The sequence below is a fragment of the Halomonas citrativorans genome (assembly GCF_900163645.1).
GTDB lineage: Bacteria > Pseudomonadota > Gammaproteobacteria > Pseudomonadales > Halomonadaceae > Vreelandella > Vreelandella citrativorans.
Genome location: NZ_FUKM01000003.1, coordinates 108,632 through 123,038 on the forward strand (window position 1 = coordinate 108,632; position 14,407 = coordinate 123,038).

15 protein-coding genes are annotated in these 14,407 nt (G+C 51.9%); 2 read left to right on the top strand and 13 right to left on the bottom strand.

The features are described 5' to 3' along the window. Positions 1-2: 2 nt before the first annotated feature. The 7 genes from tolQ to CZ787_RS01010 all read right to left on the bottom strand — a co-directional run bounded on the left by tolQ (position 3) and on the right by CZ787_RS01010 (position 5,791). The gene (tolQ, locus tag CZ787_RS00980) at positions 3-698 is read right to left on the bottom strand and encodes a protein TolQ (protein ID WP_087105462.1); all 696 of its coding nucleotides are present in this window, start codon (positions 696-698) and stop codon (positions 3-5) included. A gap of 102 nt (positions 699-800) precedes the next feature. Next, entirely contained in the window at positions 801-1,211 is a 411-nt protein-coding gene (gene ybgC / locus CZ787_RS00985; RefSeq protein ID WP_087105463.1) for a tol-pal system-associated acyl-CoA thioesterase, read from the bottom strand. Beyond that, a complete protein-coding gene (gene ruvB, locus CZ787_RS00990) occupies positions 1,208-2,245 on the bottom strand; it encodes a Holliday junction branch migration DNA helicase RuvB (protein WP_087105464.1) in 1,038 nt (345 codons plus the stop codon). The genes ybgC and ruvB overlap by 4 nt, the downstream gene beginning before the upstream one ends. A gap of 64 nt (positions 2,246-2,309) precedes the next feature. Next, complete coding sequence (gene ruvA / locus CZ787_RS00995) at positions 2,310-2,915, bottom strand: Holliday junction branch migration protein RuvA (protein ID WP_087105465.1); 606 nt, start codon at positions 2,913-2,915, stop codon at positions 2,310-2,312. Positions 2,916-2,983: 68 nt separating this feature from the next. Then, positions 2,984-3,508 carry a crossover junction endodeoxyribonuclease RuvC gene (gene ruvC / locus CZ787_RS01000; protein ID WP_419866529.1) on the bottom strand — a complete coding sequence of 175 codons (525 nt, stop codon included), beginning with the start codon at positions 3,506-3,508 and terminating at the stop codon, positions 2,984-2,986. 156 nt (positions 3,509-3,664) lie between these two features. Further along, entirely contained in the window at positions 3,665-5,446 is a 1,782-nt protein-coding gene (aspS, locus tag CZ787_RS01005; RefSeq protein WP_087105467.1) for an aspartate--tRNA ligase, read from the bottom strand. A gap of 66 nt (positions 5,447-5,512) precedes the next feature. Next, complete coding sequence (locus CZ787_RS01010; protein WP_087105468.1) at positions 5,513-5,791, bottom strand: FmdB family zinc ribbon protein; 279 nt, start codon at positions 5,789-5,791, stop codon at positions 5,513-5,515. A gap of 184 nt (positions 5,792-5,975) precedes the next feature. Between CZ787_RS01010 and CZ787_RS01015 the strand changes: the two genes are divergently transcribed. Further along, positions 5,976-6,917 (top strand): D-2-hydroxyacid dehydrogenase, encoded by a 942-nt coding sequence (locus CZ787_RS01015; RefSeq protein ID WP_087105469.1) that lies wholly within the window; start codon positions 5,976-5,978, stop codon positions 6,915-6,917. Between the two features lie 19 nt (positions 6,918-6,936). Here CZ787_RS01015 and yccX read toward each other — a convergent pair whose 3' ends face one another. Together yccX and CZ787_RS01025 are read right to left on the bottom strand one after the other, a co-directional pair. Beyond that, positions 6,937-7,212 (bottom strand): acylphosphatase, encoded by a 276-nt coding sequence (yccX, locus tag CZ787_RS01020; RefSeq protein ID WP_087105470.1) that lies wholly within the window; start codon positions 7,210-7,212, stop codon positions 6,937-6,939. Further along, the gene (locus tag CZ787_RS01025) at positions 7,212-8,150 is read right to left on the bottom strand and encodes a YihY/virulence factor BrkB family protein (RefSeq protein ID WP_087105471.1); all 939 of its coding nucleotides are present in this window, start codon (positions 8,148-8,150) and stop codon (positions 7,212-7,214) included. The genes yccX and CZ787_RS01025 overlap by 1 nt, the downstream gene beginning before the upstream one ends. Positions 8,151-8,305: 155 nt before the next feature. On the opposite strand from CZ787_RS01025, the gene CZ787_RS01030 reads away from it, so the two are divergent. Then, positions 8,306-9,403 (top strand): bifunctional nicotinamide-nucleotide adenylyltransferase/Nudix hydroxylase, encoded by a 1,098-nt coding sequence (locus tag CZ787_RS01030; protein WP_087105472.1) that lies wholly within the window; start codon positions 8,306-8,308, stop codon positions 9,401-9,403. Between the two features lie 4 nt (positions 9,404-9,407). On the opposite strand, the gene CZ787_RS01035 is transcribed toward CZ787_RS01030, so the two are convergent. The 4 genes from CZ787_RS01035 to nei all read right to left on the bottom strand — a co-directional run bounded on the left by CZ787_RS01035 (position 9,408) and on the right by nei (position 14,406). After that, positions 9,408-10,325 carry a LysR substrate-binding domain-containing protein gene (locus CZ787_RS01035; RefSeq protein ID WP_087105473.1) on the bottom strand — a complete coding sequence of 306 codons (918 nt, stop codon included), beginning with the start codon at positions 10,323-10,325 and terminating at the stop codon, positions 9,408-9,410. A 24-nt stretch (positions 10,326-10,349) separates the two neighbouring features. After that, positions 10,350-11,768, bottom strand: coding sequence for a cardiolipin synthase (gene cls, locus CZ787_RS01040; protein ID WP_087105474.1), 1,419 nt, complete (start codon positions 11,766-11,768; stop codon positions 10,350-10,352). A gap of 120 nt (positions 11,769-11,888) precedes the next feature. Next, a complete protein-coding gene (locus CZ787_RS01045) occupies positions 11,889-13,394 on the bottom strand; it encodes a fumarate hydratase (RefSeq protein ID WP_087105475.1) in 1,506 nt (501 codons plus the stop codon). A gap of 187 nt (positions 13,395-13,581) precedes the next feature. Continuing rightward, positions 13,582-14,406, bottom strand: a complete 825-nt coding sequence (nei, locus tag CZ787_RS01050) for an endonuclease VIII (protein WP_087105476.1) — start codon at positions 14,404-14,406, stop codon at positions 13,582-13,584. Position 14,407: the final 1 nt, after the last annotated feature.

The following is a 14,407-nucleotide window of genomic DNA, read 5'->3' on the forward strand; positions in this document are numbered from 1 at the left end:
CCTTAACTGGCGCTAGGCTTGCCATCACGGCCTTGCAAATTACGGTGCAAGATAGCGTGAAACTCTTCGGCGAAGTCTTCATATTTACCGAGTAAGCGAGACGCACTGTTAGATAACCGGTTATAGAAGATAACAGCAGGAATAGCCGCGAAAAGCCCCATAGCGGTCGCAATGAGCGCCTCGGCGATCCAGGGTGCTACGGTTGCCAGTGTCGCTTGTTGGGTCATTGAAAGGGACTGGAAAGAGCCCATGATGCCCCAGACGGTACCAAACAGGCCGATATAGGGGCTGGCAGAGGCAACCGTTGCCAAAAACACCAGGTGTTGGGTCAGGCGATCTTCTTCGCGTGACCAGGCAACACGCATGCTGCGCTGCACACCTTCAAGCACGGTGTCGGCATTGTGAGTTTTTGGCATTAGTCGATTGAATTCGCGAAACCCAGACTGAAAGATATGTTCGGCGCCATGGCGCGGGTCATCAGCTGGTATTTCTCGGTAAAGTTCGTTTAAGTCGACACCTGACCAAAACGACTCTTCGAATTGGTCGTATTCCTGCTTGGCGCGGCGCAGCGCAATACTGCGCTGAAAAATCACCACCCAAGAGAGGACTGACCCCACCACCAGGAGTAGCATTACCAGCTGTACAACCGTGCTGGCATTCATAATCAGGTGCGGGATGGACATGGTGTTATCGTTCACAGGTGCCCTCATCAATCAATGATTGTCGGTCAAGCCCGACAAATGATGGTCTCTAAATTACGAAACCGCAGTGTTAAGAAATCGACTGTTAAAAATCGAGCATTAAGAAATCACTAACGTTTGCAGCTGGGACTGAAAAGAAGCGGGCCAGGCTTTGGGCCGCATCCGTTCAGCGCTCAAGCACGCTATCTCGACTGTCGCGCTGCAAAGGAGTTCCTCACCGCGCATTACAAACTGTTCAAACGTTACTCGGCATCGCCCTATATCCGTGACGCGTGCGGTTATCTCAAGCGCTTCGTCCAAGCGAGCCGGTTTCGCATAGTGACAGGCTAAGCGATATACCACTAGCTGCGTGCCTTCGTCTAGTAACGTTTGCTGGTTGAGCCCTTGCTCGCGCAGCCACTCACTGCGCGCTCGCTCCATAAACTTCAAATAGTTAACGTAGTAGACAATGCCGCCAGCGTCAGTATCTTCCATATAAACACGTAGAGGCATTGAAAACGAAGTGCTCATGGGCGACGCTCCCCCTCCATATCAACCGAGTGCTCGTTGGGAACGCGGTTAAAGTGCCGCCATGCCTGACGCGTAACGGTACGTCCGCGCGGCGTGCGCATCATCAACCCTTGTTGAATAAGATACGGCTCAATGACATCTTCTATCGTTGTGCGCTCCTCTCCAATGGCGGCCGAGAGAGAGTCGACGCCTACAGGGCCACCTTCGAACTTATCGATCATCGCAAGCAGCAGCCGCCGGTCCATGTGGTCCAGACCATAGTGATCCACATTGAGCATATTAAGCGCCGCATCCGCCAATGCCACGTCTACGGTGCCATCTCCTTTAATTTCTGCGTAGTCACGTACTCGGCGTAGTAAGCGATTGGCAATACGTGGCGTCCCTCGGGAGCGCCGGGCAACCTCAACCGCGCCTTCATGGTTGGTTTTTACACCCAACAGGCGAGCTGAACGGGTAACAATTTCAGTGAGTTCTTCGAGATTGTAAAACTCCAGCCGCTGAACGATCCCGAACCGATCACGTAGCGGTGCCGTTAAAAGGCCTGCGCGGGTCGTCGCCCCCACCAGCGTAAAGCGCGGCAAGTCCAGCTTGATGGATCGTGCAGCGGGCCCTTCGCCAATCATGATATCCAGCTGAAAGTCCTCCATGGCGGGATAAAGGACCTCTTCAACTGCCGGCGATAACCGATGGATCTCATCGATAAACAAGACATCGCCCGGTTCAAGGTTGGTCAGCATGGCGGCCAAGTCGCCAGCACGCTCCAAAACGGGGCCAGACGTTGACTTAAGCCCTACGCCCATTTCCGTTGCAATGATGTTGGCCAAGGTGGTTTTACCCAGCCCTGGAGGACCAAACACAAGGGTATGGTCAAGGCTCTCTTCGCGTAATCGGGCTGCGCCAATAAATATCTCAAGCTGTTCGCGAACCCGTGGCTGGCCGATGTAATCATCCAGTCGTTTGGGGCGAATGGCATAATCAACCCGCCCTTCTCCCTGCTCTGGTTCAGCCGCTATCAACCGATCATGTTCTAACATAGATGCTCTTTTTGAATATCTGGCGATCTGCTTGCACTGGATGACGGCAAAACGGTGACCGCTATCAGCCGTTCATTCGCCGTGTTAACGCCGCCTTGATCAAGGCCTCTGCCGATTGATGCGGATCAAGGTCCGACAGCATTTTACTGGCTTCGGTTGGCTTGTAGCCCAGGCTAACGAGTCCGGACTCAGCATCGGCCAGGTTATTACGGCTCGGTTGCCCATTGGTGGCTTCCAGGGCAAGCGGCGCATCGGCACCCTGCTCCCACTCGGGAAAACGGTCACGCATTTCGATAATAAGCCGTTCGGCGGTTTTCTTGCCGACACCGGGCAGCTTGGTTAACGCCTTGCTGTCATCATCACGAACACAGCGCATGAAGGCGTCTTCATCCATTCCTGACAAGATCGCCAACGCTAGCTTAGGGCCTACACCGTTGACTTTAATCAGCGCCCGAAACAAGGCGCGCTCGTGCTGTCGCGCAAACCCGTACAGCAGGTGGGCATCATCACGAATGGTTAAATGAGTATACAGAGATGTGCTTTCGCCTAACGCAGGAAGCGAGACAAGCGTATTCATTGAAGTCTCAAGCTCATAACCCACGCCATGAACGTCAATAACGATCCAGGGCGGTTGTTTTTCCAGCAAATAGCCACTTAGACGTCCGATCATAAATACGCTCGCGATAGTAAAAACAGACGGTTACTATAATGCTACTCTGTACAGGTGACCAGTAGTCGTTAGAGTCGCCAGCGCCCTGTTGAGGTGCGCCGACCGCGCCCACGAGGCGTACTGGGAACTGCATTGTTGGTATAAGCGTGGGTTAATGCGATGGCCAAGGCGTCTGCCGCGTCCGCTTGGGGTGTGGCAGACAGCGTTAAAAGCGCGGTCACCATGTGCTGAACCTGTTCTTTATCTGCGCCTCCCTGCCCGGTTACCGCTTCCTTGATACGCCGTGCGGCATATTCGGCGACGCTTAGCCCGTGGTTTGCCATACATACCAGCGCAGCACCACGCGCTTGACCAAGCTTCAGCGCGGAATCGACGTTTTTAGCCATAAAAACGCGCTCTATCGCAGTATCTGTGGGTTTGTACAAACCCACTACTTCGCTTAGTCCTGCATATATTTGCGCTAAACGCTGCTCCAGTGGCCCTTCTGAGGTGCGAATACAGCCGCTAGCAACATAGCAGGGTTTAACACCGATAAGGTCGATAACACCGTAGCCAGTAATTCGGGACCCAGGGTCGATGCCTAATATGCGCACGGGTAACGCAGCGCCTGCCTTATCCATTAACGTTTATCCGTTCAAGGTTACAAATTCCACACGCCAAAAAGCACTGATACAAAAACACCGACGCCGGGGCGTCGGTGTTTTTAGCCATTGTGCAACTCATAGCCGTTACATCAAATGGCGTCAGGCTTACTCGCTGGCCGCTTCAGGCTTGGCTTTTTGACGCAAGCGTATATTAAGATCTTTTAGCTGGTCAGGGCTAACCTCACCTGGTGCATCCGTCATTAAGCAAGCGGCGCTTTGCGTTTTCGGGAAAGCGATAACTTCACGAATGGTTTTTGCGCCGACCATTAACATCACCAGGCGGTCCAGACCGAAGGCCAAACCACCATGGGGCGGCGCACCGTACTGGAGTGCGTCCAGCAGGAAGCCAAACTTCTCCTGGGCTTCTTCCTGGCCAATCCCCAGAATCTCAAACACCGTGCTTTGCATATCTTGATTATGGATACGGATAGAGCCGCCACCCAGCTCGGTGCCGTTGAGTACCATATCATAGGCGCGTGAAAGCGCTTTTGCAGGGTCAGCCTTGAGTTCCTCAGGTGAGCAGGAAGGCGCGGTGAACGGGTGGTGCAACGGGCTCAAGCGGCCATTGTCATCCGCCTCGAACATCGGGAAGTCGACCACCCACAGCGGTGCCCACACTTGAGTGTACAGATCCAGATCAGCACCCAGCTTAACGCGTAGCGCGCCAATGGCTTCGTTGACGATGCGCGTTTTGTCAGCACCGAAGAAGATGATATCGCCATCCTCTGCGCCAAGACGGTCAAGCAGCTCTTCAACGATGTTTTCCATGAACTTGACGATAGGCGACTGAAGCCCTTCAAGCCCTTTGGCACGCTCGTTGACTTTAATCCAGGCCAACCCTTTCGCGCCGTAAATACCCACGAACTTGGTATATTCGTCGATTTCCTTACGCGAGAGCTTGGCACCACCCGGCACTTTAAGCGCGGCCACACGGCCATCTTCGGCACTAGCGGGGCCAGAGAAAACTTTAAAATCGACCTGTTTCATCAGGTCGTCAACGTCGGTCAGCTCAAGCGGAATACGGAGATCCGGCTTGTCTGAACCAAAACGGTCCATAGCTTCTTGCCACGTCATACGCGGAAATTCTGGCAGTTCAACGCTCAGTACTTCCTGGAAGAGCTGACGAATCATGTCTTCAGTGATGCCCATGATGTCGTTTTCTTCGACAAACGACGCTTCGATATCAATCTGAGTAAACTCAGGCTGGCGGTCGGCGCGCAGGTCTTCGTCACGGAAGCACTTGGCAATTTGATAGTAACGATCAAAGCCCGCCACCATCAGCAACTGTTTAAATAGCTGTGGTGACTGAGGCAGTGCAAAGAAGCTGCCCGCATGAGTACGGCTAGGCACCAGGTAGTCACGGGCGCCTTCCGGCGTTGCGCGCGTTAGGATCGGCGTTTCGATATCCAGAAAGCCCTGGTTTTCCAGGAATGCACGAACGTTATGCGAAATGCGCGAACGCAGACGCAGTTTTTCGATCATGTCCGGGCGACGCAGATCAATATAGCGGTGCTTCAGGCGAACTTCTTCACCCACCTTGCCATGTTCGTCAAGCTGGAACGGAGGCGTGGCAGCAGTGTTCAGCACTTCAACATCTTTGGCCAGCACCTCAATCATGCCGGTGGGCATATTGGGGTTTTGGGTACCTTCAGGGCGTAGCCTAACGCGGCCGGTAATACGCAGAACATACTCACCGCGCGCACGATCGGCATTGGCAAATGCATCAACAGTATCCGGGTCTACCACAAACTGAGCGATGCCATCACGGTCACGCATATCGAGGAAAATTACCCCGCCGTGGTCGCGACGACGGTGTACCCACCCGCAAACGGTGACCGTTTGATCTACCAATGTCTCGTTTAGCTGGCCGCAATAATGGCTGCGCATGTCAAATCCTGTTCTGTTTCGTGGCAAATAAGGTGTCACGGGCCAACCAGGCCCCGACCGCTACAGTCAAGCTGCAGTGTCTTTTGACGTGGAAGTAGTGTCGCTTTTAGCACTGGTGTTACCCGTTGTGCTTTTTGCATCAGCGACCAGGTTCTTTTTACTTCCCGTTTTAAAATCGGTTTCATACCAACCACCGCCCGCCAGGCGGAACCCAGCCGCGGATACAAGCCGCGCCAAGTCATTACGATTGCACGCAGGGCACTCTTTTAACGGATCTGCGCTGATTTTCTGTAATTTTTCCATGCGATGGCCGCAGGCCTTGCACTCATATTCATAGATAGGCATGTTGATAATTCCTAAAAGCTCAACGACGGCAGAATATTGGCGAATATAAACGCAGCCAGCTGCGAATATGTGGCCTGCCGATATAAAATCCAAGGCTGCGGTTGATAAAGCGACAATATTATACCCTTTTGTGCCCCCTGCCGAGCAAGGTAAACGAGCCCTGGCAGTAACTGGAGAGAATAAAATGCCTCATGCGGTCATGTTGGATGCGAAAAGTCTTGGGCCTCAAATAGATTTAAGCGCTATTCGCGGTGCGGTTACTCAACTGGATGTCTTCGATCAAAGTACAACGCAACAAGCTAAAGAGCGCTTGGCAAATGCTGACATCGCATTGGTAAACAAGGTGGTGCTGGATGGGGAAACGTTAAAACAGCTGCCTTCGCTTCGCCTGATTTGTGTCATGGCTACTGGTCTAAATAATATCGACCTTGAGGCAGCAAAAGCACTTAATATCAGCGTTAAGAATGTTGCGGCATACGGCACGGCAAGCGTGTCTCAGCACACATTAATGCTGATACTTAACCTGGCAAACCGGCTACCTCTATACCAACAGGAAGTCGCCAAAGGTGTTTGGCAGCAAAGCGACTTTTTCTGTCTTCAGGACCACGTAACGCTACAGTTAGCGGGCAAGCGGCTGGTGATGGTGGGCCAGGGCGAGCTGGGAACTGAAGTGGCGCGCTTGGCGGAGGCCTTTGGCATGCAGGTGACCTTTACGGCACGCCCTGGCAATGAGGCTAACGACGCACGCCCTTCTCTCGATGATGTGCTGCCTGAGGCCGATATTATCAGCCTGCACTGCCCGCTTAATGCTGATACGCAGCACCTTATTAACCAAGAGCGCTTGGCCACGGCCAAACCATCCCTTCTGCTCGTAAATTGCGCTCGCGGTGGCATTATTGATGAAGTAGCGGCGCTTGAGGCATTACGCCAAGGGCGTATCGGCGGGTTAGCGGTAGACGTGCTTCCTGTAGAGCCGCCAAGGGAGGGGCATCCACTATTGGCAGCGCTGGATGAACCGCTCAATCTGATTGTCACCCCCCACAATGCATGGGTAACGCCAGAAGCGCGCCAAAACATTATCGCTCTAACGGCGGAAAACATTACGCAATGGAAGCACGCCAAGTAAGCCTAAAATAAACATTAGCCTAATGCGTCGTGAAAGCCTCAGGAGCGTGGCATTGGGCTAATGCCTCATATTCGACATGGGTTACCTGCGCATTAGCAGGGCCTTGCCAAAGCCACTTACCTAGCATATTTACATGATGACGCTCGCCACACATAAGTACCTCAACCCGGCCGTCAGTCAGGTTTTTGGCATGACCGGTTATTCCCGCCTGTAGCGCCTGCTTTTGAACGGCGCGGCGATACCCTACGCCCTGCACTTTTCCGGTAACCGAGGCTTTTATGCAACACGCTGACACTATTCGTCTCCTGCTCTTCTGGGCGTAAACGCCTCTGTTTCCAAGACTTCCTGTCTAACCTGAACGGCACTGTTTCGCGGAATAAGCTTTCTGCCTCGACGCAGTAAAAGCGAGCGTGTAAAGGCGGCACCAAACAATAAAATAAGCGACGAGTAATACACCCAGAGCAATACCATCACCACCGACCCGGCAGCGCCGTATGTCGATGCCGTTGCGGTATAGGTTAGATAAATCGCAATCACGGTGCGGCCGATAGTAAACAAGACGGCCGTAACAACAGCCCCGGTTAAGACATCCTGCCAACGTAGCACTACATCAGGTAACACTTTGAAAATAGCAGCAAACAGCAAGGTAACAACGCCAAGTGACACAAGAGAATCCAATAGTGTCGTGATATAGCTGGCGAGCGGCACAAGATCGCCCGCCATTTGCAGGATGCCTCGCAAAGCAATACTTAATACCAAAGAAATTAATAGAATAATTCCAATAAGAAAGACAACCATTAACGATAAAAAGCGCGTTTTTATAAATACAAACAAACTGTTACTGGTCGGTTTGGCGATCACTCCCCAAATGGTGTTCAGTGAAAGCTGCATCTGAGCAAAGACGGTTGTTGCACCGACTAGCAAAGCACCAACGCCTAACACAGAAGGTAATACACCAGACTCTTCGAACCGAGAGTGGATAACAGCCTCTTCAATCGCGGAGGCCACATCGGTACCCAGTGAGTCCTGCAGCTGGGCCACGATTTGACCCTGAGCAGCGTTTTCACCAAAGACAATACCGATAACCGTAACGGCAATAATGATAGTAGGGGCTAATGAAAAAAGCGTATAAAACGCTAATGAGCCCGCGAAGGTAAACGCATGACGCTCTAACCATAGCTTCGTTGCATCCTGAACCACCTTCCACCAAAAAGTGAGGGTGCCTTTAGTCATATTCAGTCCCTTGAGTCATTTATGGATGCCTTTATGTGCAATAGCTTAGCAGCATACCCAATACGGGTGCAGTACGTAGTCTTCGCTAGATTGCGCCGCTGAACCGCTCTCTTCATAATGACGCTGTTATTTGACCAAATGTTAAAGGAAGCACCATGGCCCTTGATGCAACATGCTCTACGCCTGATTACACCTTTGATTGTTTGGTATTTATTGGGCGTTTTCAGCCTCCTCACTTAGGCCACTTGGCCGTTATCCGTGAAGCGCTTAACCAGGCACGTCAGGTCATTGTACTGGCAGGCTCTGCATGGCAGGCGCGCTCGCTGAGAAACCCATGGCGCTTTGATGAACGCCAGGCAATGATTCGTTCCGGGTTTGATGACGCTGATAACCAGCGGTTAGAAATCACGCCACTGCTGGATGCTCTTTATAACGATGATGTTTGGGTAAGAGATGTACAGCGAAAGGTACGAGACTTAGCCGCACCGGCTAATATTCGTTTACCACGCATTGGTTTGATTGGTGCAAGCCGTGGCCAGTCAAGCTACTACTTGTCTCTGTTTCCGCAGTGGGAATCCGTCAGCGTTCCGCTGATTGAAGGCATTTCAGCCAGCCAGATTCGTGAACGACTATTTCGATCGCCAAGCGCTTCAGACGATTATTTGAGCACGGGGGCTTATCATGACCTGCCGCCCGGCGTGGTCAGTCGCGTTAGCGAATTTTGTCACGAAAGCGCCTATCAACAACTACTGGAAGAGCAACGACTACTGGACCAGTACCACCAAGCCTGGTCACATGCTCCCTACCCGCCTATTTTTGTTACCGTGAATGCGGTGGTTGTGCAATCTGGGCATGTACTTCTGGTGCGCCGTAATGCAGCGCCCGGCAAAGGATTACTTGCGCTGCCTGGTGGGTTTATTAACCCCCATGAGCGTCTGTTGGATGCGTGCCTACGTGAGCTCAGAGAACGGCTGCGCTTGAAAGTACCAGAGCCCGTTCTAAAAGGATCATTACGTGGGCAGCGCCTTTTTGATGAGCCGCACCGAAGCTGGCGAGGACGCACACTAGCGGAAGCCTTCTACTTTGCGCTACGCCCAGACCAACAGCTACCGCGTTTAAAACCTGTGAAAGGTGGCGACCAAGCGCGGTGGGTGGCACTGGCTGATTTAGAGCCAGACAGCCTATTCGAAGATCATTTTTTTATTATTCAAAACTTTCTTGGCCTGCCTGCTGACTTCGGCACGTCAACTTAACCCATTACGCTTGTAAAAAATCACGTGGTAGCTTCATCATCTGTCGCCAAAGCTTCTCTACGCCAGGTTTATGCACCAAAGAGCAGCGATAAAGGCGAATTTCGAGCGGAATGTCCCAACTTTCATCACCAGCCCTGACCAAGCGCCCACTTTTGAGCTCTTCACGAATACAAAAATCAGGGATCCATGCCGCTCCAATACCTTGAAGCACCATGCCTTTTAATCCTTCTGCCATGGCGGTTTCATAAACCGTACGTAATTTCATGCGCAGAGGGTCATTCTTTAACAGCATTCGCACACTGCGTCCTAAAAAAGCGCCCTGGGTATAGGCCAGGTAGGGAATTGAGGCCTCTTGCTGCAGCGAAAAACAGGGTTTCCCCGTTTCGTCGGGTAGCGAGACGGGCAGCATATTGACCTTGCCTATCGAGAAGGACGGAAAAACCTCGGCATCCAACTGCATAGTGGCAAAGGGGTCATAATAGGCCAGCATGAGATCGCAATTACCTTCGCGCAGCACGTGGATCGCTTCGCCTACATTCATGGCGACCAAACGCGTTGGCAGCTCCCCAAGGCCTTTCTGAAGGCGTGAAATCCAAGGGGGGAAAAAGCTTAATGCCAATGAGTGGGCGGCCACAATATCAAGTGCTTCATTGGCAATCGACAAACCACGCAAATGACTTAATGACTCGTTAAGCTGTTCAACGAGGTTTCGCGCAGTCACCAGAAACAACTGCCCTTCTGACGTAAGCCCTACGGGGGTTGTTGAACGGTCAACAAGGGTTACGCCAATGGCTTGTTCCAGTGCTCGAATGCGGCGGCTAAAAGCAGGTTGAGTAACATGACGCTGGCGGGCAGACGCTGAAAAGCTGCGTGTATTCGCAAGTGCGACAAAATCTTCTAGCCATTTTGTTTCAAGATTCACCCAACACTCCTTTGCCGATTATTGCTATTGAACAGGCGACATTAAATACGCCGCCCGTGATACTACTTTTTTCCATAATGGACGCTGTTGAATTTCATCAATTGTGATACGCCGACAATCATTAAAGTCTTTCACCAACATAGTGTGCACTTCGGCGGCAAATATGGTGTCAGGAATATACGCTGTAATTTCAAAATTTAAGCGAAATGAACGGTTATCCAAGTTTACCGTACCTACGGTGGCAGCATCATTATCAATCAGAATTACTTTTTGGTGCAGAAACCCAGGTTGATAACGGTATATTTTAACGCCTGCTTTTAACATATCGGCCAAAAAAGCAAAGGCTGAGAGAAATACCAGCAGGTGGTCTGGCCGCTCAGGAATCATCACTCGTACATCAATTCCCCGCATGGCAGCCAAGCGTAGCGCATCCTGAACGCCTTGGTCGGGTACAAAATAGGGGCTGGTGACCCATAGCCGATGCGTTGCACTATGAATCAATTGCTGAATCAACAGGCTGGCTGTGTCCTGTTTGTCCGCGGGGCCTGAAGGGACAATAACAACATTCTGATCAATCTTAGGATGGCTTCCCGCCCTCCAATTCAAGCTGGCGACCTCCCCCGTAGCCCAGTGCCAATCTTCCCAAAAAGCTTCTTGTAGCCCCAATACGCTGGGGCCTTCTAGTACCAGGTGCGTATCTCGCCAAGGCCCATGGCGTGGGTCCTGGCCCAGATATTCAACCCCAACATTAAAGCCCCCTAACCAACCCCGCTTGCCATCAACAACAGCTACTTTGCGATGATTACGAAAATTGAGCTGGAAACGATGTTTAAAGCCTCTTGAGGAGCGAAACGGGCTGACTTCTACGCCTTCTGCGACCAGTTCCCGAAGATAGCGCTCATTGAGTTTACGACTGCCAATTTCATCGTAAAGAAAATACACGCGTACGCCGCGGTGAACGGCATCCAGCAAGTGCTGTTGAAGGCGGCGACCCAGCGCATCATCACGCACAATAAAAAACTGCAGCAGTAAATAGTGCTCTGCTTCATCAATACCGTCAAACAAGCTATTGAACGTGGCGTCACCGTCAATGAGCAACTCAGCGCTATTGCCCCGAGTGAGAGGCATCATGGCCAACTGCTCTACCGCTTGTGTATCAGAGTTAGAAAACGGGACTAAATAAGGTAAGGAGCTTTCTTGATAGCGAGCAAGCACTCGTCTTAACACGTTATCACGCTCCCCACGGGCCATTACGTATCCGTAAAAGCGCGGTCGACCAAAGAACCAATAGGCCGGTAAAGCGACATAAGGAAAGGTAAGAAGAGAGATAATCCATGCGATGGCGCCTTGTGATGTCCGGCTAGACATTAGCGCCATGATCGCCGACATCACCCCTAAAAGGTGTATCAGCATAATGCCTGTCCCTAGCAGCCAAGAGACCATACCTACATCTCCATTAAACGTATGGATATTTCAAACAGGGTATCGCTATGGTTCTCAATGCACAGAAGCCCCGTATGAACGGGGCTTCTAATTTAATCACTCATCACAGCACAGACTGCCTTACGCCGTTTGAGCAATAATCTCCTTCCATTTGGCCGGTCCGGTTTGATGAACCGAAGTGCCTTGGCTATCAACCGCTACCGTGACCGGCATATCTTCTACTTCAAACTCATAGATGGCCTCCATCCCCAGGTCCTCAAAACCGACGACCCGAGATTTTTTAATCGCCTGAGCGACCAGGTAAGCCGAGCCACCCACTGCCATCAAGTAGACAGCCTGGTTATCACGGATTGCATCTATGGCCACTTGGCCACGTTCTGCTTTACCGACCATACCCAAAAGTCCGGTTTCTTCGAGCATGGTGCGCGTGAATTTATCCATCCGCGTCGCCGTTGTGGGCCCTGCTGGCCCCACCACTTCATCACGTACCGGGTCAACTGGGCCAACGTAATAGATAAACCGGCCTTTCATATCAACAGGCAGTGGCTCGCCTTTCGCCAGCATATCCACCATGCGCTTATGAGCAGCATCACGACCAGTCAGTAATTTACCATTCAGTAACAGCGTATCACCTGGCTGCCAGGTTTTAACTTCTTCGGGTGTTACGGTATCGAGATTAACGCGCTTCACGTTATCACCCATTTCACGGGTAATTTCTGGCCAGTCTTCCAGTTTCGGCGGATCAAGCGCTGCAGGGCCTGAGCCATCCAGCGTAAAATGCGCATGGCGAGTTGCCGCACAGTTAGGAATGATCGCAACCGGCTTATTCGCCGCGTGGGTCGGGTAATCTTTTACTTTTATATCCAACACGGTGGTAAGGCCGCCGAGACCCTGAGCGCCAATACCACTTTTATTGACCTTATCAAAAAGCTCTAACCGCAGTTCTTCAGCGCGGTTACTCGGGCCACGTGCTTGCAGGTCCTGAATATCAATAGGGTCAAGCAGTGCCTCTTTTGCGATCTGCATCGCTTTTTCAGCCGTGCCACCAATCCCAATACCCAACATGCCTGGTGGGCACCACCCTGCCCCCATTTTTGGAAGCTGCTCCATGACCCAATCGACAACGCTGTCAGAGGGGTTGAGCATCGCGAACTTGGATTTCGCCTCACTGCCGCCGCCTTTTGCCGCAACGTGAATGTCGACCTTGTCACCAGGCACCAACTTGTGGTGGATAATAGCAGGCGTATTATCTTTGGTGTTTTGGCGCTTGCCGTCCGGGTCTGCCAGCACGGAGGCACGCAGCACGTTATCGGGCAACTGGTAAGCGCGGCGAACACCTTCGTTTACCATGTCGTCCAGGCTCATATCCGCGTCCCAGGTAACGTTCATGCCTACATGAACGAAGACGGTAACAATACCCGTGTCCTGGCAGATAGGCCGATGGCCAGTGGCGCACATTCTCGAGTTAATCAAAATCTGCGCGATAGCATCCTTTGCAGCCGGGTTTTGTTCCCGTTTATACGCTGCATCCATGGCATCAATAAAATCTTTAGGATGATAGTAAGAGATATACTGCAGAGCATCGGCAACGCTTTGGATCACGTCGTCCTGGCGAATCACGGTCATGGAGTAACAGCTCCTTGGTTTTCGTCTTGTCTACGGCTACTTTAACGAAGGTGGAAATAGCCGTTTAAGCGTGCAAGCAGTATACCGTATTGATCCCCAAGCGGCAGCTTCTACGATTTGTTAACTATCGGCAAGTAAGCGGATTATTCGTTTTAGCAATCATACAAGATAACGGTATAACTAGTAATTACACATCTGGCTGGCAGGCTGGGCACCAATACAAGCGTCGTGAGCCCACCATCGTTCGCTCGATAATGTCGCCGCAGCGGTGGCAAGAGAGCCCGGCCCGATCAAACACGGCAAATCGCCATTGGCGGCGAGATTCGCCTGCCGCTATTGCTTGTTCAATCCAGGCAGGTGCATTCGTTACGCCCGCTAACCGGTAAGCCTGCCGCGTAATTTCTACAATGAGCGCTGCCAACTGCATTTGCTGAACATCACTTAGATCGGCTGGGCGCTGTTTGGGGTGTAATTGGGCGAAAAACAAAATTTCGGAGCGAAGATAGTTGCCTAACCCCGCGACTAAGCCTTGATCAAGCAGCAGCGCCCCTAGGCTTCGCCGATAAAATTGCCTCATGGTTAATCGCGCCAGCACCTTCTCAGGCGTTACCTGCTGGCTTAACAAATCAGGGCCCAAGCGAGCCAGAAAAGGATGCTTCTCAAGCTCGCTCGACTCCCAAAGAGAAATATCCGAGGCACTATAAAGGCTGGCTACCCTTCCCTCGGTTTCTAGCCTTACACGTAGAGCGCGATTGGTGACAGGTGGTTGATCGACCCGATGAAGCTTCCAGACGCCATACAGCTGATTATGAGAATAGAGCACCTTTTGGTTGGCAAAGCGTATCAGCATGGCTTTACCGCGTGTGTCTACCGCTGTCACCTCAACACCTACCAGTGAATCGGCTTGAGCAGCAAGCTCTGGGAAAACAAACCAGGCATCATCAATTACCCGCCCGCCAATCTGCTTTTCAATTCGGTCAGCTGCCCGGCGGATTTCGGGTCCTTCTGGCATA

Bases quoted from the DNA above. Each gene is read 5' to 3' on its own strand.
- ybgC (WP_087105463.1), bottom strand. From the start codon at position 1,211: ATGAGCACTTCGTTTTCAATGCCTCTACGTGTTTATATGGAAGATACT.
- ruvB (WP_087105464.1), bottom strand. From the start codon at position 2,245: ATGTTAGAACATGATCGGTTGATAGCGGCTGAACCAGAGCAGGGAGAA.
- ruvA (WP_087105465.1), bottom strand. From the start codon at position 2,915: ATGATCGGACGTCTAAGTGGCTATTTGCTGGAAAAACAACCGCCCTGG.
- aspS (WP_087105467.1), bottom strand. From the start codon at position 5,446: ATGCGCAGCCATTATTGCGGCCAGCTAAACGAGACATTGGTAGATCAA.
- CZ787_RS01010 (WP_087105468.1), bottom strand. From the start codon at position 5,791: ATGCCTATCTATGAATATGAGTGCAAGGCCTGCGGCCATCGCATGGAA.
- CZ787_RS01015 (WP_087105469.1), top strand. From the start codon at position 5,976: ATGCCTCATGCGGTCATGTTGGATGCGAAAAGTCTTGGGCCTCAAATA.
- CZ787_RS01025 (WP_087105471.1), bottom strand. From the start codon at position 8,150: ATGACTAAAGGCACCCTCACTTTTTGGTGGAAGGTGGTTCAGGATGCA.
- CZ787_RS01030 (WP_087105472.1), top strand. From the start codon at position 8,306: ATGGCCCTTGATGCAACATGCTCTACGCCTGATTACACCTTTGATTGT.
- cls (WP_087105474.1), bottom strand. From the start codon at position 11,768: ATGGTCTCTTGGCTGCTAGGGACAGGCATTATGCTGATACACCTTTTA.
- CZ787_RS01045 (WP_087105475.1), bottom strand. From the start codon at position 13,394: ATGACCGTGATTCGCCAGGACGACGTGATCCAAAGCGTTGCCGATGCT.
- nei (WP_087105476.1), bottom strand. From the start codon at position 14,406: ATGCCAGAAGGACCCGAAATCCGCCGGGCAGCTGACCGAATTGAAAAG.